Here is a 22,807-nt window from a genome sequence, read left to right as displayed (position 1 = left end):
CCGGCATCCTGGAGTAGATCCAACCAGAGCTGCCCGCGAAGCCGACCCGCTAACCGGCTTTCCGAGGACCGGATCGGCCCGCCGATCCCGCGTCGGCGGGCCGACGCCAGGCCGCCCGCCCGCGGCGGGGCCGGTTCAGGCGGCCGGCACCGGCTCACCGCGCTGCCGGGCCACGTGCTCGACCAGGGAGATCAACACCAGCTTGCCGGACTGCCGGTCCCGGGCGTCGCAGAGCACCATCGGCACGTCCGGATCCAGGTCGAGCGCCCGGCGTACGGTCTCCAGCTCGAACCGACGGGTGTCCTCGAAGCAGTTCACGCCCACCACGAACGGGATGCCACGCTGCTCGAAGTAGTCGATCGAGGGGAAGCAGTCGGCCAGCCGCCGCGTGTCGGCGAGCACCACCGCGCCGAGGGCGCCGAAGGCCAACTCGTCCCAGAGGAACCAGAACCGGTCCTGGCCGGGGGTGCCGAACAGGTACACCTGAAGGTCGTCGTTGATGGTGATCCGGCCGAAGTCCATCGCCACCGTGGTGGTCGACTTGCCCTCCACCCCGGAGATGTCGTCGGTGCCCACGCCGGCGTCGGTCAGCACCTCCTCGGTCTGCAACGGTCGAACCTCGCTCAACGCGCTCACCAGCGTCGTCTTGCCGGCACCGAAGCCCCCGGCGATGAGGATCTTCAGTGCCAGCGGGACGGTGACCGAGGTGCCCGCCTGGTCATAGCGCACGGAGTCCACTGACCACCGCCTTGAGGATGTCGTCGTCGGGAAGGTCGCTGCCGGCCGGCGGCTCGTGCACCGCGACCAGCCCCTGAGCGAGGAGGTCACCGAGCAGCACCCGGATCACGCCGACCGCGAGGTCCAGCTCGGCCGCCAGCTCGGCCACCGACACCGGGCGACCTGCCAACGTGACCAGCCGCCGGTGCTCCGGCGGCAGCTGCGGGTGAGCCGCCAGGTCGAGGTCCGAGCCGGCCAGCACGAACGCGACCAGGTCGAACCCGTCGGCGGCCGAGCGCACCCGGCCGCCGGTGAGCGTGTACGGGCGGACCACCGGGCCCGCGTCGCCGTCCAGCCACTCGTGCTGGGGGCCGGGCGGCTCAGCCCGCATCACCGGCATCCGTCACCGGTCGGGCGGCGGCGGTGAGGTTCTCCCCCACGCGAATGACCAGCATCGCCATCTCGTACGCGACCAGGCCGATGTCCGCGTCGGCGTCGCTCACCACGGCCAGGCAGGCACCCTGCCCGGCGGCGGTGACGAAGAGGTACGCCGACTCCATCTCCACCACCGTCTGCCGGACCGGACCGCCGTCCACGTGCCGGCTCGCGCCCCGGGCCAGGCTGGAGAAGCCGGCGGCGAGCGCGCAGAGGTGCTCGGCGTCGGAGCGCTCCAGCTCGGCCGAGGCGCCGAGCAGCAGCCCGTCGGCGGAGAGCACCACCGCCTCCCGGGCGGCCGGTACCCGTTGCACCAACTCGTCGAGCAACCAGTCGAGGCTGGCGCTCTGCTTCGTCGTTTGCCGCACTAGGCGTCCCTCTCAGTCGCGGTCGGAGGTTCGGAGGCCGTCGGAGGCGCCGGAGCCGGGCCTGCCACAGCTGGGCCTGCCACAGCCGGGCCTGCCACAGCCGGGGTCGCGCCCGCGCGGTTCGCCGGAGCGGGCGTGCCGGGTGCACCGCGCCGAGCGGCCGAGCCCGGGGCGACGACGGTGGCCCGGCCGCGTGCGGTGCCGGCCTGGAGAGCCGCCATCACCCGGCGTACCTCCTCCGGCGAACGTGGCGTCGGCGCGTCGGTGACGGTGGACCGGGGCAGGGCGGTGGGGGTACGCCGTCGCACCCGGCGGGGCAGCCCCTCCAGGTCGTCAATCGTCCCGTCGGAGGACGACTCGCCGTTGGCGCCCGGCGCGTCCGCGCCCGCCCCACCGGCGCCCGGTCCGTCGGCGGACGGGCGGTCGGGCGTCGGGCCCGTGGGTAGGGCGAGAGTGGGCAGGTCATCGGTGGCGGTCGCGGCCACGGCTGGGCTGGTACGGCCGGCGCGGGGCCGGGGCACCGCGCCTCGGCGCACAGGTCGGGCCAGACGCCGGTCGCCCGCGGTGGCGGCCAGCGTGGCCGGGTCGGGGCCGGCCGGCGGCTCGGTGGTGACCAGGTCGGTGGGGACCAGCACCACGGCGGTGACGCCGCCCGCCTCGGAGGGCCGCAGCCGTACGCGGACGGCGTGCCGGGCCGCCAGCCGGGCCACCACGAACAGGCCGAGTCGGGCACTCTGCGCCGGGTCGAACTCGGGCGAGCTGGCCAGCCGGGTGTTGGCGCTCTCCAGCGCGGCGGCGGACATTCCCAGCCCCTGGTCGGTGACCTCCAGGACGTACCCGTTGGCGACCTGCTCCCCGCTGATGGTCACCCGGGTGTCCGGCGGGGAGAAGGCGGTGGCGTTCTCGACCAGCTCGGCGAGCAGGTGGATGATGTCGCCGACCGCCCGACCCAGCACGCCGACGGGCTGCACGCTGGTGATGTCCACCCGGTCGTACGCCTCGACCTCGCTGATCGCCCCACGCACCAGGTCGACCATCGCGACCGGGTTGCGCCACCCTCGGCCCGGCGCGGAACCGGCGAGAATGACCAGGTCCTCGGCGTGCCGGCGGAGCCGGGTGGCCAGGTGGTCCACCTGGAACAGTTGGGCCAGCTCGTCCGGGTCCTCGGCGCGACGCTCCATCCGGTCCAGCAGGTGCAGCTGCCGGTGCACCAGGCCCTGGCTGCGCCGGGCGATGTTGAGGAACACCTCGTTGAGCCCTCGGCGCAGGGTGACCTCGTCCACGGCGGCTTGGACGGCGGTGCGCTGCACCTCGGTGAAGGCCCGCCCGACCTCGCCGATCTCGTCGTTGCCGTACTCCAGGGGTGGCGCCTCCCGGGCGACGTCGACCTGCTCGCCGCGGCGCAGTCGGGTCACCACGTCCGGCAGCCGGTGCTCGGCCAGCTCCAGGGCGGCGGTACGGACCCCGCTGAGTCGCCGGACCAACGTGCGGCCGACCCGCAGCGCCACAAGCACCGAGACCACCACGGCGGCGAGCCCGAGCACACCGGCGGCGGCCAGCCGGACCAGGATCCCGACGGCCATCGGCACCGAACGGTCGGTGAGCCCGTCGGCCTCGGCCAGCTCGAAGTCGCGCAACTGCTGCTGTACCTCGTCGTGGCTGGTCTGCCACGACGCCGCGTCCACCGGTGGCCGACCGGACCCGTTGGCCCCGATCAACGCGTCCTGCATCGCGCGCAGGCTGGTGAACGCCGGGCTCTCGGTCAGTCGCTGGTACGCGGTGCGCCCGGCCTCGGGCAGGTCGGCCACCGCGCTCTCAGTGAGCCACCGCTGGTTGCCGATGGCCTGCACGAGCAGGGCGTGCTCCCCCTCGGCGAACTTCCCGGCGGTCAGCACACCGGCCAGCATGGCGTCGGTCTGGCCGAGCAGCTCCCGGGAACGGCCCAGCGTGGTGAGGGCCAGCGCCTGTCGATTGATGGCCGGATCGTTCAGATTCGCCATCGCGGAGAACGCCTGGAAGGCTGCCGAGACCATGCCGCTGTAGAGGCCGAGGGCCCCGGCGCGGTCCATCATGCCGTCGTCGATGAAGTCCCGTCCGGTCGGCAACGCCGCCAGGGCGGTGACCAGCCGGTCGACCCGGTCCTCCAACAACTCGTCGGCGGCGTCGCGCAACTCCTCCCCGTCGACCCGGCGACGCAGCTCGGCGACCGCCCGATCCGTACGCTGGCGCTGCTCGGCCAGGGCGGGCAGCTCGGTGGTGCCGGCGAGCTGCACCACCGACAGTCGACGCTCGCGTTGCAGCTCGGTGACGACCACCTCGCCGGGGCGGCCCAGGTCGTACAGCAAAGTGCGCGCGGAGAGCAGGTTCAGGGCGGGGCCGAACGTCAACGTCGTCGCGAAGATCCACAGCGCGAGGAGCGCGGTCACCGGGGCGACGACCAACGCGGTCAGCTTCGAGCGGATCGGCCAGTCGCGGGTTCTCATCAGACCTCGCCCGTACAGGGGTGGCAGGAGGGGCGCCGGCACCGCCGGGCAACGCGCTCGCCGGTCGCGCACCCGGCCGTCAGGCCGGGCACCGGCGCGGGCGCCTTGGGCAGGATACGTAATCGCGCCCGGTTGCACTACCGCCTGTCGCGCCGACATCGACGCTGCGGAATGCGCCTGCGCCCCGGCACGACGAGCGCCCCACCGGTGACCGGTGGGGCGCTCGTGCCGGCGCGGTACGGATCAGACGTGGTCGGCGATGCCGAGCCCTTCGGCGACGCGGCGGCCGTAGCTCGCGTCGCACTGGCTGAAGTGCCAGACCATCTTCTCCTGGATGTGCTTGTCACACTGGGCCAGCAGCGTGGTCAGGTTGTGCACCAGGTCGTCGCGCTCGGCGTCCGTCATCTCGCGGAAGCGCCGGCCGGCCTGCGCGTAGTTGTCCTGCCGCTCGATCGGGGCCTTCATGACGTGCCCGGAGACGAAGGGCCGGTACTCCCGGTAGGACTCGTCGGCCTCCTGGAGACCGGCCACCGAGGACGGCTCGAAGTTGATGTGCGGGTTGCCACCGCGGTTGTCCACCCCGTACGACATCTGGCCGCCGCCCTGGTTGGTGCTGACCTGGACGTCCTCGCGCGGCCGGTTCACCGGGAGTTGGAGGTAGTTCGGGCCGACCCGGTAGCGCTGGGTGTCCGAGTAGGAGAAGGTCCGCCCGACGAGCATCTTGTCGTCGGAGAAGTCGATCCCGTCGACCAGCACGCCGGTGCCGAAGGCGATCTGCTCGTTCTCGTTGTGGTGGTCGGTGATGTTGCGGTTGAGCGTCATCATGCCGACCGGCAGGTAGGGGAACTGCTCCTCCGGCCAGATCTTGGTGTCGTCGAGCGGGTCGAAGTCCAGCTCGGGATGCTCGTCGTCGCTCATGATCTGCACGTTGAGCTCCCACTGCGGGTACTCACCGCGCTCGATCGCCTCGTACAGGTCCTTCGAGGCGTGGCCCAGCTCGGTGGCCTGAATCGCATCCGCCTCGGCCTGGGTCAGGTTGTGCTCGCCCTGCTGGGTCAGCCAGTGGAACTTGACCAGCACGCCCTCGCCCTGGGCGTTCACGAAACGGTAGGTGTTCACGCCGGACCCGCGCATGGTGCGGTAGTTCCGCGGGATGCCGTACGGGGAGAAGAGCCAGGTCAGCATGTGCATCGACTCGGGCGTGTTGGACATGAAGTCGAAGATGCGGTTCGGCTCCTGGCGGAAGGTCACCGGGTCGGGCTTCAGCGAGTGGATCACGTCGGGGAACTTGATCGCGTCGCGGATGAAGAAGACCTGGAGGTTGTTGCCGACCAGGTCCCAGTTGCCGTCCTGGGTGCGGAACTTGACCGCGAAGCCGCGCGGGTCGCGGGCGGCCTCGGAGGAGTCCCGGCCACCGATGACGGTGGAGAAGCGGATGGTGACCGGGGTCTTCGCGCCCCTGGTCTGGAACAGTTTGGCCCGGGTGTACGTGGCCGCCGGCACGTCGCCGATCGTCCCGTACGCCTCGAACTCACCGTGCGCGACGAAGCCGCGCGCGTGCACCACCCGCTCCGGGATGCGCTCCCGGTCGAAGTGGCTGATCTTCTCCAGGAAGTGGTAGTTCTCCAGCGTGGCTGGCCCGCGTGAGCCGACCGTCCGTTGCTGCTGGTTGTTGTGCACGGGGTGACCCTGGCGGGTGGTGAGGGTCGGCCTGTCGGCCTGCGGGTCGCTCATCGGTCTCCTCCGGATGCGTGGTGCGGCGGGCCTGACCGGTCCCGGGGTGGCCGGGCCGGGTCGCTCGCGGGGCGTACGGCGGACACCACCCACCCAAGCGCGTTATCTGGAATGAGTCAAATTTTCGCCTCGAATTGTGGCGACACCCGACCAGGACCGGTGAGGAAAGTGCCTCGGATCGGGATTGGCGATCAGTACGCGGAGGGAATACCAGGTGACGAAGGAGGAGCCCATGTCGCCCACGCAGATAATCGTCATCGTGCTCGTCGTGCTGGTGATCGTCGCGGCGCTCGCCGTGGCCGTCCGGACGATCGGCCGTCGCCGCGCGCTGCGCAGCCGGTTCGGGCCGGAGTACGACCGGGTGGTGCAGGAGCAGGACAGCCGGTCCGCCGCGGAGCGCGAGCTGCGCGACCGGGAACGCCGGCACGCCGAGCTCACGCTCACCCCGCTCAGCCCGGAGTCGCGGGCCCGTTACGCCGCCGCCTGGGAAGAGCTCCAGATCCGCTTCATCGACTCGCCGGGCGAGACCGTGGGGGACGCGGACGAACTGGTCACCCGGCTCATCGAGGAGCAGGGCTATCCGACCGGGGACTTCTCCGACCAGATCGCCCACCTCTCCGTCGAGCACGCCCGCACGCTGACCAACTACCGGGACGCGCACGAGATCCACCTCCGCAACTCCCGGGGCGAGGCGAGCACCGAGGAGCTGCGCCAGGCGGTCGTGCACTACCGGGCTCTCTTCGCCGACCTGCTCGGCGAGGAGCCGGTCGGTCAGCGCACGACCGAACAGGGTTCCCACCCGGACACTCCGCACGACGCCACGAGCCGCTGAGGAGGCCACCGATGCGCCACGAAGAGCAGCAGGTGAGCAACGACCATCCGGAGGCTGTCCGGTCCGCACCGGTGCCGGTGCCGCCGACCGCCGACCGGGCCGCCCGCTCGGACGTACCCGAGGACGCCCTGGACGACCGGGGCACCTTCGACGATCCGACCACCGACGACGAGCGGGCCACTGACCACGACCCGGCCACCGACCACGAGCGGGCCAACGGCACCGACCCGGGAGCGTTCCAGGACCGGGCCGACGACGACCGGACCGACGACGAGTGGGCCGACGACGACCGGGCCGACGACACCGACCGCCGGAACCGGCCCGACGACGAGGGTGGCTTCCACGAGCCGGGGCCGCTCCCGACCGCCTTCGGCGCCACCACGGTGGCCGACGCGGTGGCGGCGTCCGCACTGGCGAGCCCGAACCCGCAGGACCAGCCGGATCCGCGGGCCGAGCGGACCGCCCAGCCGGGCGACGGCGCCGAGGACGGCGAGCGGGAGGGTCTGCGCGCCGACCCCACCGCCGAACTGCACCGCCGTGACGGCGTTCCGGAGACCGACCGGGACGCCGCACCGGCGACCGACGAGGACGCCGACCTGAACGGCGACGGCCGGCGCGCGGACACCGAGACCTCCGCGGGCACCGTCGTCGCCGCGGACAGCACGGACGGTGCGCCCGAGCGGCGCGGCGACCTGACCGACTGGGCCGGCGATCCCGACGCGGCGACCGCGGGCGCGGCCGGCTATGGCAGCGCGTCTCCGGAGATGGTCGACCCGGACGCCGACGCCGAACCGGTCACCACCGGGGCGGCCGGCGCCTCCCTGGAATCCGCCGGGACGTCGCGGCCCGCCGGTTCGACAGTCGCCGCCGAACCGGCCACGCTCCTCGACGGGGACACCGCACAGGGATTCCGGGACCGCTGGCGGGACGTGCAGCTGCGTTTCGTCGACGATCCGCACGCCGCGGCCGGTGAGGCGCAAGCCCTCGTGGAGGAGGCCATCCAGGCTCTCGCCTCGGCACTGGCCGCGCAGAAGAACACCCTGGGCGGGTGGCAGGACGCCGGCTCGGCGGACACCGAGCAGCTGCGGATGGCCGTCCGCAACTACCGGGACTTCCTGGACCGCGTACTGGGTCGCTGAGGCGTATCGATCGACGGGGCGCTCCGGCCTGCCGGCCGGGGCGCCCCTCGGCGTCCCTGAGGGGTGGCGGCTGAGTGCTCGAGACCGGCCAGTCGCACGCCGAAGGCCAAGCCGCCCGAGCGGGCGCGAACGCAGCGGAGCGGACGTGCAGGCATGAAACCTCGCGGAGCGGGTAATAGGGCGCGCGCATCGAATCCGGTGTCAACGTCGGGACGAGGGGTGACGGGATGGACGGCGGCGGTCTGCGGCTCAATATGAACGGGCTGGACTACCTGATCCTTGCGCTGTACTTCGTCACCGTCCTCGGGGTGGGCTTCGCCGCCCGGCGGGCGATCCGGACCAGCGTCGACTTCTTCCTCTCCGGCCGCTCCCTGCCGGCCTGGGTGACCGGCCTCGCGTTCGTCTCCGCGAACCTGGGTGCGCTGGAGATCATCGGCATGGCGGCGAACGGCGCCCAGTACGGCGTCATGACGGTCCACTACTACTGGATCGGCGCGGTGCCGGCGATGGTCTTTCTGGGCATCGTGATGATGCCCTTCTACTACGGGTCCAAGGTCCGCAGCGTGCCCGAGTACCTGCGGCTGCGCTTCAACCGACCGACCCACCTGCTGAACGCGCTCAGCTTCGCCGTCGCCCAGGTGCTGATCGCCGGCGTGAACCTCTACGCGCTGGCCCTGGTCATGCAGGCGCTGCTCGGCTGGCCGCTCTGGACCGCGATCGTGGTGGGCGCGGCGATCGTGCTGGCGTACATCACCATCGGTGGCCTGTCCGGGGCGATCTACAACGAGGTGCTCCAGTTCTTCGTCATCCTGGCCGGCCTCATCCCGGTCACCGTGATCGGTCTGGTCAAGGTCGGCGGCGTGGGCGGGCTGATGGACGCGGTCCGCGACTCCAAGCTCGGCGAGGCGGGTCTGCACGCCTGGCAGGACACCGCCAGCACCGACAACCCGCTCGGCGCGCAGTGGATCGGCATCGTGTTCGGCCTCGGCTTCGTGCTCTCGTTCGGCTACTGGACGACGAACTTCGCCGAGGTGCAGCGCGCGCTGTCGGCGAAGAACATGAGCGCCGCCCGGCGTACGCCGATCATCGCCGCGTACCCGAAGCTGTTCATCCCCCTGGTCACGATCATCCCCGGCCTCGTCGCCCTCGTGACGGTGAAGGGGCTCGGCGCGGAGAAGGGCGACCTGCAGTACAACAACGCCATTCCGCTGCTCATGCGGGACCTGCTGCCCAACGGCGTGCTCGGGGTGGCGGTCACCGGCCTGCTCGCGTCGTTCATGGCCGGCATGGCGGCCAACGTGAGCGGCTTCAACACCGTCTTCACCTACGACATCTGGCAGGCGTACGTCCGCCGCGGCCGGTCCGACGAGTACTACCTGCGCATCGGTCGGTGGGCGACGGTCGCCGCCGTGGTGATCGGCATCGGGACGGCGTTCATCGCGTCCGGGTTCAGCAACATCATGAACTACATCCAGGCGCTCTTCTCGCTGTTCAACGCGCCGCTGTTCGCCACGTTCATCATCGGCATGTTCTGGAAGCGGATGAGCGCGTTGGCCGGTTTCTGGTCGCTGCTGCTCGGCACGCTGGCGTCGCTGGCGACCTACCTGCTCTACAAGGGCGGCGTGATCGACTTCAACTCCGACCTGGAGGAGAGCTTCTGGGGCGCCGGCATCGCGTTCGTCACCGTGGCGGTGGTCGCCGCGATCCTCACCCCGCTCACCGCGCCCAAGCGCGACGAGGAGCTGCGCGGGCTGGTCTACGGCATGGGCGGCGTCGACCTGAAGGGCGACGTGCTCGCCGGGGACGCCGTCTGGTACCGCTCCCCCGTGCTGCTGGGCGTGATCGCGGTCGCGCTCGCCGCCCTCTTCTACATCCCGGTCTTCTAGAAAGGAGTCGGCAGATGAGCAACGACGGCCAGCCGGCGCAGGACCCGTTGATCGACGAGACGCAGGCCGAGGAGCGCCGCTCCGCCGCCGCCCGACTGTTCGACATCCGTCGGGTGATCGGTGGCCTCTTCGTGGCGTACGGGATCATCGTGACGCTGATCGGCGTCTTCGACAGCCGGGCCGAGATCGACAAGGCCGAGGGTGTCCGCATCAACCTGTGGGCCGGGCTCGCGATGCTCGCCTTCGGCCTGCTCATGCTGCTCTGGCAGTGGCTGCGCCCGGCCGAGGCGCCGACCCCGAACGAGCAGCAGCCCGACAGCTGACCTCATGCCCGCCGCGCCGGCGCCGTCCACACGGACGGCGCCGGCGTCGCGCATGGGCTCTCGCGCACGGGGTACGCGAGGGGGATCAGGCAACGTGTCGGACACAGGAGGCAGCACCATGACCGATCGCGACCGCCGACCGCTGGAGGAGAGCCCGCAAACGGCCGCTGCGGTGGACGACGACAGCACCGTCCCGCAGCTGCGGACCGGAGGCGGGCCCGACCGTGACACGCCGACCTTCACCGAGCCCCGCGATCGGCCGGCGGACCTCGCTCCGGACACCGACGACCTGATCGGCGACCCGTACGCCGCCGGCACCGGCGCCACCGGAACGGGCACCGGCGCGGGCGGCGACAACATCCGGACCGGGGCCGAGCAGCCCTGGGAGCCGGAGGACCTGGTGATGGCCCGCGGGCAGGACCTCACGCCGGAGAACCTGGACAAGGCCCGTCGCGACCTGGCCGAGCAGGGCCGCGCGGCGATCGAGCGCATCGTGCCCTGACCGGGGCGGACAAAGGGGGGTCCCCGGCCCGACCGTACTGGTCGGACCGGGGACCCCGGGAAACCTGCCGCCGGCAGTGCCTCACCTACTGCCGGCGGCGGGTTGGCGCGTGAGCTACCCGATCAGAGAGCCGGGTACGCGTTGCGCATCAGCTCCTGGAACTGAGCCGAGAACCACGCACCGGAGATCGGCGCGTCCGGCAGGGCGCCGGTCGGGCTGTTGCCGTTGCGGGCGTTGCCGCCGTACGTCGGGTCGCACATCCGGTCGAAGCCCTTGCCCTCGTTGTTCGGGATCTCCTTGCTGGAGCCGTCCGACTCACCCGGGGGCTTCACCCAGACGTAGGCGTCGATACCCGTGGCCGGGTTCGCCCGGGGCCGCTCACCGAGACCGGCGCCGGCCTGGTTGCACCAGTTGCCGGCGTGGGCCCGGCGGTCGATCCGACCACCGTTGACGTACGTGTCCACGCTGGTGGTCGCGCCCGGTCCGGTGGGCCGGTTGGCGCCGCCCCAGCCGTTGCGGGAGGTGTCGATCAGCATGCCGATGTTGGAGTTGAAGCCGACCGAGATCAGCTTGGTACGGAACGCCTGGGCGAAGGACAGCTCGTCGACGTAGAAGTTCCAGTCGACCCACTTGGACTGCCGCACCGTCTGGCCGTTCACAGTGTCGGTGATCTTGAAGTACGGCTCCACGAGCGCCGAGTAGTTCGCGGTGTTGGTGATGAAGCCGTGCACGTTGTTGACCGTGCTGCCGGAGGCGACCGCGGCGGTCTTCAGGATGTCGGCGGTCGGGCCGAAGTTGCTGTCCCAACCGAGCCAGCCGTGGTGCCCGGCGTCGATGTAGTTGTAGACGTTGCCGATCGCGCCCAGCTTGGCGAGGGCGTAGCCGACGCCGTTCACGTACGCGCCGTTGGCCTTGACCGTGTCACACATGACCGTGCCGCCGGCCTGACCGGACGTGTTGGTCACCAGGTTCGGCAGCGAGTCGATCTCGATGACGTTGATGATCCGCAGGTTCCGGTACTTCGAGTCGCTCTGGATCGCGGCGATCGGGTCGATGTACTCGGCCTTGTACCGGGGCAGGTCGTTCGGGCCCAGCTCACCGTTGGAGGCGAGCGCCGAGCAGTCCCGGCCGGGCAGGTTGTAGATCACGAACTGGATGTAGCCGGCGCCCTGGCGCAGCGCCTCGTCCAGGTGCTCCCGCACCCCGAACGCGCCGTTCGAGCTGCTGTTCGGAGTGCCGTTGATGGCGGCGATCCGGTCCAGCCAGACGGCGGTGGGGTTGTTCGAGACCCGGCTTCCACCCGGCTCGGCATCCGCCTTGGCCTTCCACTCCGGGTTCACGTACCCGCGCACACCGGCGTACGGGTTGTCGACCTTGGTGCCCGGCGGAGTCGTGGTCGGCGGGGCCGTGGTCGGCGGCGCCGTGGTCGGCGGGGCCGTGGTCGGCGGGGCCGTGGTCGGGGGAGCCGTGGTCGGCGGGGCCGTGGTCGGCGGCGGGGTGGTCGGGTTACCGGTGCCACCGTTGCAGACCACACCGTTCAGGGTGAACGAGGTCGGCTTCGGGTTGCTGCCGCTCCACGCGCCGTTGAACCCGATGTTCGTCGACGCACCATTGGCGAGGGTGCCGTTGTAGGACAAGCTCCGGGCGGTGACCTGGCTGCCGGACTGGGTGTAGGTGGCCGACCAGCCCTGCTGCACCCGCTGGCTGGAGTTGGGGAAGGTCCAGCCGAGCGTCCAACCGTTGACCGGGTCGCCGAGGTTCTTGATGGTGATGTTGGCGGTGAAGCCGCCCTGCCAGTCATTGGTCGTGTACGCGATGTCGCACTGCGTCGCGGCCTGCGCCGCGGTGACCGGGATTGTCACCAGCCCGCCGGCGACCAGAACGCCCGCGCCTGCGAGCGCGAGGGTCCGGCGTGGGCCGGACAGCCTTCTCCACACATTCATGCCACTGATCTCCTTGGGCGAGACCGGGCTCGCGTACGGCCCGGCGAGACGGCCCGGCGGGCGTCCTGCACGGACGGCCTCCGGCGCCACGGGATTCATTGGGGGGTGCCCGACCCGGACGGGCGGTGGTGGTTGGTGGTGATTGGCCGGCGCGACACCGACCGCTCGGCGGCCGGTTGTCGTCCGGCGAACCGGATGCCCTCGACGACCTGCCTGCGCGGTGTGGCTCCCCGAACCGCGTGCGCCGATTCTTGCATGGGAGCGCTTCCATGGCAATGGCTCGATGCGCGGCCTGCCCTCGACTCGGACGATACCCCCGAGCAGCGCGAGCGGCACCTGCCGTCCGTTACCGGGATGACCGCCGCGGGTCGAGCACTGCGGGTCGGCAACAGCGCGGTGCGTACGCAAGGTCCTGCGGGACCCGAGACGGCACTACGGGCCGCGAAAGCCCCGTAGCACTCCTTTGCTACTTACTATTAGTAAAGGTGAGAACACGAATCTTTCACTTGATAAGTCATGAAACGGTCTAACGTCGGTCTTAGCTCGGTTGTCGCCGAGCTCAGGACAACAGGGATGGAGTGACGCAGGTCATGGCTAAGAAGATGCTCGGGAAGGTCGTTGCGGGCGCCGCACTCGGCGGCGCGTCGCTCCTGGTGTTCGCGCCGGGGATCGCGTTCGCTGACGGGCACCACGACGACGACGGCAAGGTCTTCGCCAAGCCGCACGTCGTGAAGGCCGGCGACGAGGTCAAGCTCCTCGAGATCTGCCCGGATCGGCAGGAGCACGCGTTCGTGTGGTCCAAGGTCACCGGCAAGGTCAAGCTCAAGCCGGTACGGGACGACCGGGGCGAGGACCGCGGCGAGTGGAGCGAGGAGGAGGACTCCTACGACCACGACGACAAGGGCAAGGACGAGCACGGCAAGGACGAGCAGGGCAAGGACGAGCACGGCAAGGACGACAAGGGCAAGGACCACGAGGGCAAGGACGAGAACGGCAAGGACGAGCACGGCAAGGACGAGCACGGCAAGGACGAGCAGGGCAAGGACGAGCAGGGCAAGGACGAGCACGGCAAGGACGACAAGGGCAAGGACCACGAGGGCAAGGACGAGCAGGGCAAGGACGAGCACGGCGACGACGAGTCGCAGCCGTCCGCCGATGACGCCCAGCCCGGTGGCCAGGGCGGCGGCGCTGCCGCCGACGCCTCCCGCGACGAGGACAGCAAGGACTGGACGGGCGAGGAGCACGGCCAGGACGCGGACGACAGCCGCGACAAGAAGGACTGGGAGTCCAAGGACAAGGACAAGAAGGACTCGGAGTCCAAGGACGAAGACAAGAAGGACTGGGACTCCAAGGACAAGGACAAGAAGGACTGGGACTCCAAGGACGAAGACAAGAAGGACTGGGAGTCCAAGGGCAACGAGTACGGCTCCGACGACGAGTACGGCTCCGACAAGGGCCGCGAGTACAGCTCCGACAAGGGCCGCGAGTACGGCTCCGACGACGAGTACGGCTCCGACAAGGGCTGGGAGTCCAAGGGCCACGAGTACGGCTCCGACGACGAGTACGGCTCCGACAAGGGCCACGAGTACGGCTCGGACGACGAGTACGGCTCGGACAAGGGCTGGGAGTCCAAGGGCCACGAATACGGCTCGGACGACGAGTACGGCTCCGACAAGGGCCGCGACCACGGCAAGGGCGAGGACGGCTGGGAGCACGAGCGCGAGTTCGTGTACTACGGCGAGGCCAAGGTCGACAAGGACGCCCGGCCGGGTCGCTACGAGCTCAAGGGCTCGTGCGGCGAGGGCGAACTGGTCGTGCTGCCCCACGGTGGGGTCGACGGCGGTGACGGCGGCGTCAGCACCGGCACCGACCGTGGTCTGGCCACCGGTGGCGCGAGCCTGCTCGGCGCTGCCGCGCTGGGCGGGATCGTTCTGATGCGTCGTCGGCGGACCGATGGTTCCCTCGTCTGACGTGACGGCGACACGGGCCGGCGGCCGTCACGGGAGACCGTGGCGCGCCGCCGGCGCGGCCGTCGTCGTCACCCTGGCCATGATCGGCGCCGGCATGATCGGCGCCTCGTTGCAGACCGGGCCCGCTCCCCGCCCTCCGCAGCCGCTCGCCCAGGCCGGCCCCGAGGTCCCCGGGCCGGCGGTCACCGGGAACGACGCCACGGCGCCGGACGATGGGGAGCACGCCGCGCAGGGCGACATTCCCGTCGGGCTGAACCGGGCTGCCCCGAGCACCATCGAGATCCCCCGCATCGGCGTCAACGCGACGATCATGTCGCTCGGCACCAACCCGGACGGCACCGTGCAGGTCCCCCCGTTGGAGCAGGCCGACCAGGCTGGCTGGTACGAGCCGGGCCCGAGCCCCGGTGAGACCGGCAACGCGGTCATCGTCGGGCACGTGGACTCGGCGAAGCTCGGCCCGGCCGTGTTCTTCGACCTCGGCTCTCTCGTGCCCGGCGACACGATCACGGTGCAGCGGGCGGACGGCCAGCCGGCGACGTTCCGGGTCGACTCGGTGAAGGCGTACCCGAAGACGTCCTTCCCCACCGAGCTGGTGTACGGGCCGAACGACCGGCCCGGCCTGCGGGTTGTCACCTGCGGCGGCCAGTTCGACGAGGCGGCCAAGAGCTACCAGGACAACGTGGTCGTCTTCGCCACCCTGGCGGCGTGAGGCAGGACGTACACGGACGCGGCCCGGCCGGTCGGGGTCACCCGATCGGCCGGACCGCGTCCGGCGTACCGAATCAGGCCGCGGCGGAGGTCCGCACCAGGGTGCGGATCTGGCGCAGCAGCACGGACAGGGCTGCGAGATCCGCCCGCGACTCGTCGAACTCCCCCATCGCCCGGCGGGCCCGGTGGATCGACGTGGCGTTCGACTGCTCCCACTGCTGCACCCGCTCGTGCGGCGGCTGATCCTCCGGGGTGGAGTCGAGCACCTCCGCCGTGAGCGCGGCCAGCGCGGCGTACAGGTCGTAGCGCAGCGCCATCCGCGCGAGGGTCTGCCAGCGGTCCTCGCGCGGCAGCAGGGAGATCTTCGACAGCAGCGAGTCCACCCGGAACAGGTCGGAGAGCACGAAGTAGACCGAGGCCACCTCGCTGACGTCCCGTCCGCTGCGGGTCGCGGTCTCCACGACGTCCAGCAGGCCGAAGCTGTACATCAGCCGGGTCGCCTGCTCCGCCAGCTCGCGGGGCAGCCCACGGTCGGTCATCGAGTCGATGTGCGCCTCGATGGCCTGCCGCTCGCCGCCGTAGAACAGCTCCTCCAGCCCCGGCAGGAGCCGGGCCACCCCGTCGCGCAGCCGGGAGATCTCGGTCGGCACGTCGATCGGCGAGCGCCGGTTGGTGACCAGCCAGCGCACCGCCCGGTCGAGCAGCCGGCGGGTGTCCAGGTAGACACTGGTCTGCAACTCGGGCGCGACCTTGTTGTCCAGCGCCTCCACCGCGTCCCACAGGTTCCGCAGGCCGAACACCTCGCTGACCACCACGTACGCCCGGATCACGTCCGCCGCGCTGGCCGCGGTCTCCTCGACGACCCGGAAGACGAACGAGATGCCGCCCCGGTTGATCGCCTCGTTGACCAGCACTGTGGTGACGATGTCCCGACGCAGCCGGTGCCGGCCCATCCGGTCGGCGAACCGCTCGCGCATCGGCGTCGGGAAGTAGTTGACCAGGACCTCGGTCGTCCACTCCTCGTCGGCCAACCCCTCGGTGAGGATCTCCCGTTCCAGGACGATCTTCACGTACGCGAGCAGCACCGCGAACTCCGGCGCGGTCAGTCCGGACTCGCTGCGGACCGCCAGCTCCTCGTCCGGAGGCAACGCCTCCAGCGCCCGGTCCAACCCGCCCGACCGCTCCAGCTCGTTGATCATCCGGCGGTGCACCGGAAGCAGCGAGGCGGCCTGGGCCTGGGCGTTGTTGATCGCCCGAGCCTGGTCGTAGTTGTCCCGCAGCACCAGCTCCGCGACCTCGTCGGTCATCCCGGCCAGCAGCTCGTCCCGCTCGGCCGTGGTCAACTCCCCGTCGGCCACCGCCGTGTTCAGCAGGATCTTGATGTTCACCTCGTGGTCGGAGGTGTCCACGCCGGCCGCGTTGTCGATGAAGTCGGTGTAGATCCGGCCACCGGTCAACGCGTACTCGATCCGGCCGAGCTGGGTCCAGCCCAGGTTGCCGCCCTCGCCCGCCACCCGGCAGCGCAGGCTGCGCCCGTCCACCCGGATCGCGTCGTTGGACTTGTCGCCCACCTCCGCGTTGGTCTGGGTGGACGCCTTGACGTACGTGCCGATGCCGCCGTTCCAGAACAGGTCCACCGGAGCGGTGACGATCGCCTTCATCAGCTCCTGCGGCGAGAGCTGGGTGACGTCGTCGTCGAGGCCGATCGCCGCCCGGACCTGCGGCGTGATCGGAATCGACTTCGCGGTACGCGGGACGATGCCGCCCCCGGCCGAGATCAGCTCAGGGTTGTAGTCCTCCCACGACGAGCGGGGCAGGTCGAACAGTCGACGACGCTCCGCGTACGAGGTGGCCGCGTCCGGATCGGGGTCGAGGAAGATGTGCCGGTGGTCGAACGCGGCCACCAGCCGGATGTGCTCGGAGAGCAGCATCCCGTTGCCGAAGACGTCCCCGGACATGTCGCCGACGCCGACGACTGTGAAGTCCTGGGTCTGGGTGTCCAGGCCCAGCTCGCGGAAGTGCCGCTTGACCGACTCCCACGCCCCCCGGGCGGTGATGCCCATCTTCTTGTGGTCGTAGCCGGCGGAACCGCCGGAGGCGAACGCGTCGCCCAGCCAGAAGTTGTGCGCCAGGGAGATCTCGTTGGCGATGTCGGAGAACGTCGCCGTCCCCTTGTCGGCCGCCACCACGAGGTACGGGTCGTCGCCGTCGTGCCGGACCACGTCCTCGGGCGGCACGATCTGCCCGCTGACGATGTTGTCGGTGACGTCCAGCATCGCGCCGACGAACTCCTGGTAGCAGGCGACCGCCTCGTCCCGGTCGCCCGGCTTCTGCTTCAGCACGAAGCCGCCCTTGGCACCCACCGGCACGATCACGGTGTTCTTCACCATCTGCGCCTTGACCAGGCCCAGCACCTCGGTGCGGAAGTCCTCCCGACGGTCGGACCAGCGCAACCCGCCCCGGGCCACCGGCCCGAACCGCAGGTGCACGCCCTCGAACCGCGGCGAGTAGACGAAGATCTCGAACTTCGGCCGGGGCGCCGGCAGGTCCGGGATGGCCTGCGGGTCGAGCTTGAACGCCACGTACGCCTTCGGCCGCCCGCCGACCGGCTTCTGGTAGAAGCTGGTCCGCAGCGTCGCCTCGATCAGCGTGAGGTACGAGCGCAGGATCCGGTCCTGGTCGAGGCTCGCCACGTCGTCCAGCGCGCCTCGGATCGTCTCCACCAACTCGCCGCTGCGCTGCTGCCGCTGCTCGGCGGTCAGCTCGCCCGGCGCGAACCGCGTCTCGAACAGCTCCACCAACAGGGTGGCGAGCTTCGGGTACGCGATGAAGGTCTGCTCCATGTAGTCCTGCGAGAAGACCGTGCCGGCCTGCCGCAGGTACTTCGCGTACGCCCGCAGCACCACCACCTGCCGCCAGGTCAGCCCGGCGCGCAGCACCAACTCGTTGAACCGGTCCACCTCGGCCTCGCCGCGCCACGCCGCCGCGAACGCGTTCTCCACGTGTGGGCGTACCTCGGACAGCTCGTGGTGCCCCTCGGGCAGCCTGAGGCCGAAGTCGTACAGGTAGACCCGACCGTCGATCCGGTCCACCTCGTACGGGTGCTCGTCGACCACGCGGACGCCGAGCGAGTGCAGCACCGGGAGCACGGCGGAGAGCATCATCGGCTCGCCGTACCGGTAGACCTTGAACCGGACGTCCATCGTCTCGGCCAGGTCGGCCCCCGGCATCCGGGTGCCGGGCCGAGGTGCCAACTGCTTGCGGAACAGGTGCATCTCCAGCTGGCCGGGCTCCTCCAGCAGCTCCAGCTTCGCCAGGTCCTTCATCGCCTCGTACGGCGTGTGCCCGTCCTTGTAGCCCTCCGGGAACGCGTCGGCGTACCGGGTGAACAGGTGCTTGGCCTGCTCGTCGCCGAGCTTGCGTTCCAGCACCAGCCGGTAGTCGTCGTCCCAGAGTCGGGTGGCGTCGGCCAGCTCCTCGGCCAGCAGGTCGGCGTCGATGTCGCCGGGCGGCCGGGTCGGGTCGGTACGGACGATGAAGTGCACCCGAGCCAGCATCGACTCGGTGACCCGGGTCGTGTAATCCACCCCGACGCCGTTCAGCTCACGCAGCAGGATGTCCTGCATGCGCAGCCGGTTCTGGGTGGTGAACCGATCCCGGGGAAGGTAGATCAGGCAGGAGATGAACCGCCCGTACGCGTCGCGGCGCAGGAACACCCGCAGCTGCCGGCGGCCCGCCATCCGCAGCACGCCGATCACCGCGTGGTACAGGTCGTCGGTCTTGATCTGGAACAGCTCGTCGCGCGGGTAGGTCTCCAGGATCTGCAGCAGATCCTTGCCGGAGTGGCTGCGCCGGCTCAGGCCGGAGCGGTCGAGCACCTCCGCGACCTTACGACGCACCACCGGCAGCTCCCGGACGCTGGTCCGGTATGCCGCGGTGGAGAACAGGCCCAAAAAGCGCCGCTCCCCGATGACCTCGCCCTCGGAGTTGAAGATCTTGAACCCGATGTAGTCCAGGTACGCCGAGCGGTGCACGGTGGCCCGCGAGTTGGCCTTGGTGATGATGAGCAGGCGCTTCTCCAGCACCTTCTCGTGTGCCTCGTGCGTCATCGACGACAGCGACCGGGCCTCCGGGGAGTCCGAGCGCAGGATGCCCAGGCCGGTGCCGAGCACCGCCTCCAGTGCCTTGCCGTCCACCTGGTCGGCGGGGTTCCCGTCCGGGGCGTCCACCAGGCGGTACTCGCGGTAGCCGAGGAACGTGAAGTGGTCGTGCGCCAGCCAGCGCAGCAGCTCCACCGAGTCGGTGATGTCCTTCTCCGGCACCGGCGGACGGTTGTCCGAGGTGCGGGCCGAGGCCAGCTCGTCGGCGAGCGCGAGCGCACGCTGACGCATCTTCGGCCAGTCCTCCACGGCCTCCCGCACGTCGGTGAGCACCCGTTGCAGCTCACGGCGCAGCCGGTCGCGTTCGGCGGCGTCCCGGACCGGGTCGATCTCGATCCGCATCCAGCTCTCGATGATGTCGCCGGCGATCGCGTCGTCCGGCTCCACGTCCGCCGAGACCTCGGTGAGCCGGCCCAGCGGCTCGCGCCGGACCACCACCAGCGGGTGCACCAGCAGGTGCACGTCCAGGTGGTACGAGTTGAGCAGCGCGGTCACCGAGTCGACCAGGAACGGCATGTCGTCGGTGACGATCTCGACAACGGTGTGGTGCTGGTCGGCGTGCGGCTCGTGGATCCGCAGCTTCAACTCGCCGGGCACCCGCTGCTGGGCCAGGTCCCGGTGCGCCCGGGCCGCGTCGAGCATCTCCTCCGCCGTGAAGCCGACCAGCTCCTCGTCCGGGGCGAACCGCCAGAAGCGACCGACCAGGGTCGCCGCGTCGTGGTCGTCCCCGGCGAGCGCGACAGCCTGGGCCACCAGGCGCTCCGCGTTGGGGACCGGTTCGTCGAGCTCGGCATCCTCCACGTCGTCGGCCAACGCCTCGGTCGGCAGGCCCAGATCGTAGATGGTGTCGATGCTCGACCCGGTCAGCCCCGTGACGCCCGTGTCGAGCCGGCCGTAGCCGTCCCCGTCGGTCGCCGAATCGAAGCTGTCGTCGTCCCGGCCGGAGTCATCCTGCCGGAGGTCGGGTTCCGGTTTGATCGCCGGACGCCGGTCCATCGGTGCCACTCCCCTCGACCCACCGCGTTGTGGGTCACTCTGCCGCCCAGCGTAGGCCTGCCGTTTCGCGCCTTGGTCGGCGGACCACTGGCCGGACGTCCGGATCCGGACTTTGTCCTTTCACCCGTTGCGGGTCCGAGGTTGGCCGGTTGCGGGATACCCCGCCCCGCGATGTTCATCACACCGGCCCGGCCCGTCTTTCCGCACGTCGAGCGCCACACGGGACGTTGGGGACACCCTTCGCGTACTACCGTGCAGGGCAGCCCGAGACCGGAAGGACCGCTTCATGACCTTGTCCTACCCCCGGCCCCACCGGCCGAATCGCGCCCGACGGGTCGCCGCGCTCATTGCGACCCTGCTCACCGCTGGCGTCCTGGCGGCGTGCTCCGGCGACGACGGGCCGGAGCGCAGCGCCGACGCCTTCCTCGCCGGCTGGCGCAGTGGCGATCTGCAGGCGGTCGCGATGGTCGACACGACCGGCGCCAAGGTGCCGGCGGCCGAGGTGGCCAAGGAGATCAAGGAGCTGTCCGGCGAGTTGGCGGCCACCCCGCCCACCCTGACCCGGCAGGGCGAACCGAAGATCACCAAGAACATCGCGACCACGACGATCCGGGTCGACTGGCCCCTGCCGGGCCAGACCCACTGGACGTACGACCGGGAGCTGCGGCTCGTCCAGGGCGACGACGACCAGTGGCAGGTGATGTGGGAGCCGCGGGTGATCCACGAGCAGCTCACCAAGGGCGACCGGCTGGGGCTGCGCCGCGACACCGGCCCCCGGGCGGGCCTGCTGGACGCGGCCGGCAAGCCGATCGTGGCGCCCCGCCCGGTGGTGCGGGTGGGTGTGCAACCGAACCAGGTCACCGACATCAAGAAGCTGGTCAAGGATCTCGACGCGGCCTTCAAGGCGATCCGTCCGGCCCTGGTGCCCGCCGTCGACCTGGCCGACCTGCCGAAGCGGGTGGCCGAGGCCGACCCGGGCGCGCTCGTCGAGGTGGTGACCCTGCGCGAGGACGCGTACCGGCAGATCAAGCCGCGGATCTACGACCTGCCCGGCACCAAGTTCGTCTCCGACAAGCTCGACCTGGCGCCGACCCGGGAGTTCGCCCGCGCGCTGCTCGGCTCGGTCGACCCGGCGCAGGCCGACGACCTCGCCGCCCACCCGGACCGGTACGTCACCGGCGACCTGGTCGGGCACGGCGGGTTGCAGGGTCGCTACGACGAGCGGCTGCGCGGCGCCCCCGGTCTGACGGTCGTCGTCGAGCGGCCCGCCGAGGACGGCAAGCTGGCAGCCACCGGCACCGAGCTGTTCCACCGGGAGCCGCAGCCCGGTCAGGCGCTGAAGACCACCCTGGACGTGGCCACCCAGAACGCGGCCGACGCAGCCCTGCGCGCGGAGCCGCGCCGAGCCGCCCTGGTGGCGGTACGCATCAAGGACGGCGCGGTGCTCGCCGCCGCCAACGGTCCCGGGCCGGCCGGCGAGAACCTGGCCTTCACCGCCCAGGTGCCGCCGGGCTCCACGTTCAAGATGGTCAGTGCGCTGGGTCTGCTGGACCGGGGCGCGGTCACCCTGGACGGGCCGGTGGAGTGCAAGAAGACCTTCACCGTCGATGGCCGGTCCTTCAAGAACTCGGACAACTTCGAGTTGGGCTCGGTGCCGTTCCGCACCGACTTCGCCAAGTCCTGCAACACGGCTTTCGCCTCGTTGGCCCCGAAGCTCGGCGGTGACGGGCTGGCCGCCGCCGGCCGCTCGCTGGGCCTGGAGGGGCAGTGGGATCTCGGCACGGACGCCTTCACCGGCAAGGTGTCGACCGGCGGCAGCCTGGCCGAGCAGGCCGCCGCGTCGTTCGGCCAGGGCACCACGCTGGTCAGCCCCCTGGCCATGGCCGGCGCCACCGCGGCCGTCGCCCGGGGCCGCTTTGAGCAGCCGAAGCTGCTGGTCGACCCGGCGCCGGCCAAGCCGGCCCCGCCCGGCGAGCAGCTGAAGCCCGAGTCCGTCGCGGCGCTGCGGACGATGATGCGCGAGGTGGTCACCGCCGGCACCGGGAGCGCGCTCAAGGACGTTCCGGGCGGCGAGGTGTACGGCAAGACCGGCACCGCCGAGTACGACGACAACCCGGCCCACACGCACGCCTGGTTCGTCGGCTGGCGGGGTGACGTCGCGTTCGCCGTGTTCGTGGAGAAGGGCGGGGCCAGCACCGCCTCAGCCGTCCCGATCGCCGAGCGCTTCCTCCGGGCCCTGCCCGCCACCTGACCCGCCGCACGCCGCTGGTCGCCACCCGCGCCCAGCGGTGATCCACCCGGTTCTGCGGAAACCGGGGTGTCCAGGCCATCCGGACACCCCGGTTTCGCTGATTCCGGGGTGGATCGCGGCGAGGTGGGCCGGGACCGGATCAGGCGGAGTCGGCTTCGTGCCTCTCCGGCGGGGTCTCCGTCGGCGGGGAGGGTCGTCGGAGCAGACCCGGGCCGGCCGACGCGGGCGGACCGACCGGTTCGCGCTCGACCGTGGCCGCGATCTGGGCCGCGAGGCCGGATGGCTCGGCTGGGGCCCGCCCGCCCGCGCCGGGTGGCGCCACCGCCGGCGCGACGCCGTCAGCCACCGCACCGTCAGCCA

Annotated in this window: 15 protein-coding genes; 8 read left to right on the top strand and 7 right to left on the bottom strand. The window is 71.0% G+C overall.

All coding sequences use genetic code 11. The features are described from left to right. Positions 1-135 precede the first annotated feature (135 nt). The 5 genes from ACFYPR_RS04880 to ACFYPR_RS04860 form a co-directional block, all read right to left on the bottom strand. On the bottom strand, positions 136-738 hold the full coding sequence (locus tag ACFYPR_RS04880; protein WP_234582070.1) for an ATP/GTP-binding protein: 603 nt from the start codon (positions 736-738) through the stop codon (positions 136-138). After that, positions 719-1,108: a DUF742 domain-containing protein gene (locus tag ACFYPR_RS04875; RefSeq protein WP_354856996.1), complete on the bottom strand. Its 390-nt coding sequence runs from the start codon at positions 1,106-1,108 to the stop codon at positions 719-721. The genes ACFYPR_RS04880 and ACFYPR_RS04875 overlap by 20 nt, the downstream gene beginning before the upstream one ends. After that, a complete protein-coding gene (locus ACFYPR_RS04870; RefSeq protein ID WP_354856994.1) occupies positions 1,098-1,520 on the bottom strand; it encodes a roadblock/LC7 domain-containing protein in 423 nt (140 codons plus the stop codon). Before ACFYPR_RS04870 ends, ACFYPR_RS04875 begins: the two co-directional genes overlap by 11 nt. Continuing rightward, complete coding sequence (locus ACFYPR_RS04865) at positions 1,520-4,003, bottom strand: nitrate- and nitrite sensing domain-containing protein (RefSeq protein ID WP_355137912.1); 2,484 nt, start codon at positions 4,001-4,003, stop codon at positions 1,520-1,522. Before ACFYPR_RS04865 ends, ACFYPR_RS04870 begins: the two co-directional genes overlap by 1 nt. Before the next feature lie 243 nt (positions 4,004-4,246). Continuing rightward, positions 4,247-5,737, bottom strand: a complete 1,491-nt coding sequence (locus ACFYPR_RS04860; protein ID WP_354856990.1) for a catalase — start codon at positions 5,735-5,737, stop codon at positions 4,247-4,249. A gap of 232 nt (positions 5,738-5,969) precedes the next feature. Between ACFYPR_RS04860 and ACFYPR_RS04855 the strand changes: the two genes are divergently transcribed. The 5 genes from ACFYPR_RS04855 (at position 5,970) to ACFYPR_RS04835 (ending at position 10,419) form a co-directional block, all read left to right on the top strand. After that, positions 5,970-6,569: a hypothetical protein gene (locus ACFYPR_RS04855; protein ID WP_354856988.1), complete on the top strand. Its 600-nt coding sequence runs from the start codon at positions 5,970-5,972 to the stop codon at positions 6,567-6,569. An 11-nt stretch (positions 6,570-6,580) separates the two neighbouring features. Beyond that, on the top strand, positions 6,581-7,708 hold the full coding sequence (locus ACFYPR_RS04850) for a hypothetical protein (RefSeq protein ID WP_354856986.1): 1,128 nt from the start codon (positions 6,581-6,583) through the stop codon (positions 7,706-7,708). Between the two features lie 227 nt (positions 7,709-7,935). Next, the gene (locus ACFYPR_RS04845) at positions 7,936-9,594 is read left to right on the top strand and encodes a sodium:solute symporter family protein (protein WP_354856985.1); all 1,659 of its coding nucleotides are present in this window, start codon (positions 7,936-7,938) and stop codon (positions 9,592-9,594) included. A 14-nt stretch (positions 9,595-9,608) separates the two neighbouring features. After that, positions 9,609-9,917: a hypothetical protein gene (locus tag ACFYPR_RS04840; protein WP_355066061.1), complete on the top strand. Its 309-nt coding sequence runs from the start codon at positions 9,609-9,611 to the stop codon at positions 9,915-9,917. A gap of 118 nt (positions 9,918-10,035) precedes the next feature. Further along, the gene (locus ACFYPR_RS04835) at positions 10,036-10,419 is read left to right on the top strand and encodes a hypothetical protein (RefSeq protein ID WP_354856981.1); all 384 of its coding nucleotides are present in this window, start codon (positions 10,036-10,038) and stop codon (positions 10,417-10,419) included. 122 nt (positions 10,420-10,541) lie between these two features. Here the strand turns inward: ACFYPR_RS04835 and ACFYPR_RS04830 are convergent, their stop codons facing one another. Next, positions 10,542-12,362 (bottom strand): glycoside hydrolase family 6 protein, encoded by a 1,821-nt coding sequence (locus tag ACFYPR_RS04830; protein ID WP_355066059.1) that lies wholly within the window; start codon positions 12,360-12,362, stop codon positions 10,542-10,544. Between the two features lie 590 nt (positions 12,363-12,952). Between ACFYPR_RS04830 and ACFYPR_RS04825 the strand changes: the two genes are divergently transcribed. Both ACFYPR_RS04825 and ACFYPR_RS04820 read left to right on the top strand, forming a co-directional pair. Beyond that, positions 12,953-14,332: a hypothetical protein gene (locus tag ACFYPR_RS04825; protein ID WP_387258600.1), complete on the top strand. Its 1,380-nt coding sequence runs from the start codon at positions 12,953-12,955 to the stop codon at positions 14,330-14,332. A gap of 1 nt (position 14,333) precedes the next feature. Further along, the gene (locus ACFYPR_RS04820) at positions 14,334-15,041 is read left to right on the top strand and encodes a class F sortase (protein ID WP_355066056.1); all 708 of its coding nucleotides are present in this window, start codon (positions 14,334-14,336) and stop codon (positions 15,039-15,041) included. Between the two features lie 73 nt (positions 15,042-15,114). On the opposite strand, the gene ACFYPR_RS04815 is transcribed toward ACFYPR_RS04820, so the two are convergent. Further along, a complete protein-coding gene (locus ACFYPR_RS04815) occupies positions 15,115-20,196 on the bottom strand; it encodes an NAD-glutamate dehydrogenase (RefSeq protein ID WP_354856971.1) in 5,082 nt (1,693 codons plus the stop codon). Between the two features lie 286 nt (positions 20,197-20,482). On the opposite strand from ACFYPR_RS04815, the gene ACFYPR_RS04810 reads away from it, so the two are divergent. Continuing rightward, entirely contained in the window at positions 20,483-22,447 is a 1,965-nt protein-coding gene (locus ACFYPR_RS04810) for a penicillin-binding transpeptidase domain-containing protein (protein ID WP_387258598.1), read from the top strand. The last annotated feature ends 360 nt before the right edge of the window (positions 22,448-22,807 follow it).

Origin of the sequence: Micromonospora sp. NPDC005254 (assembly GCF_042872525.1) — a bacterium.
Taxonomy (GTDB): Bacteria; Actinomycetota; Actinomycetes; order Mycobacteriales; family Micromonosporaceae; genus Micromonospora.
Note: the sequence above shows the minus strand (reverse complement) of the source record. Positions and strands in the feature narration are given on the sequence as shown.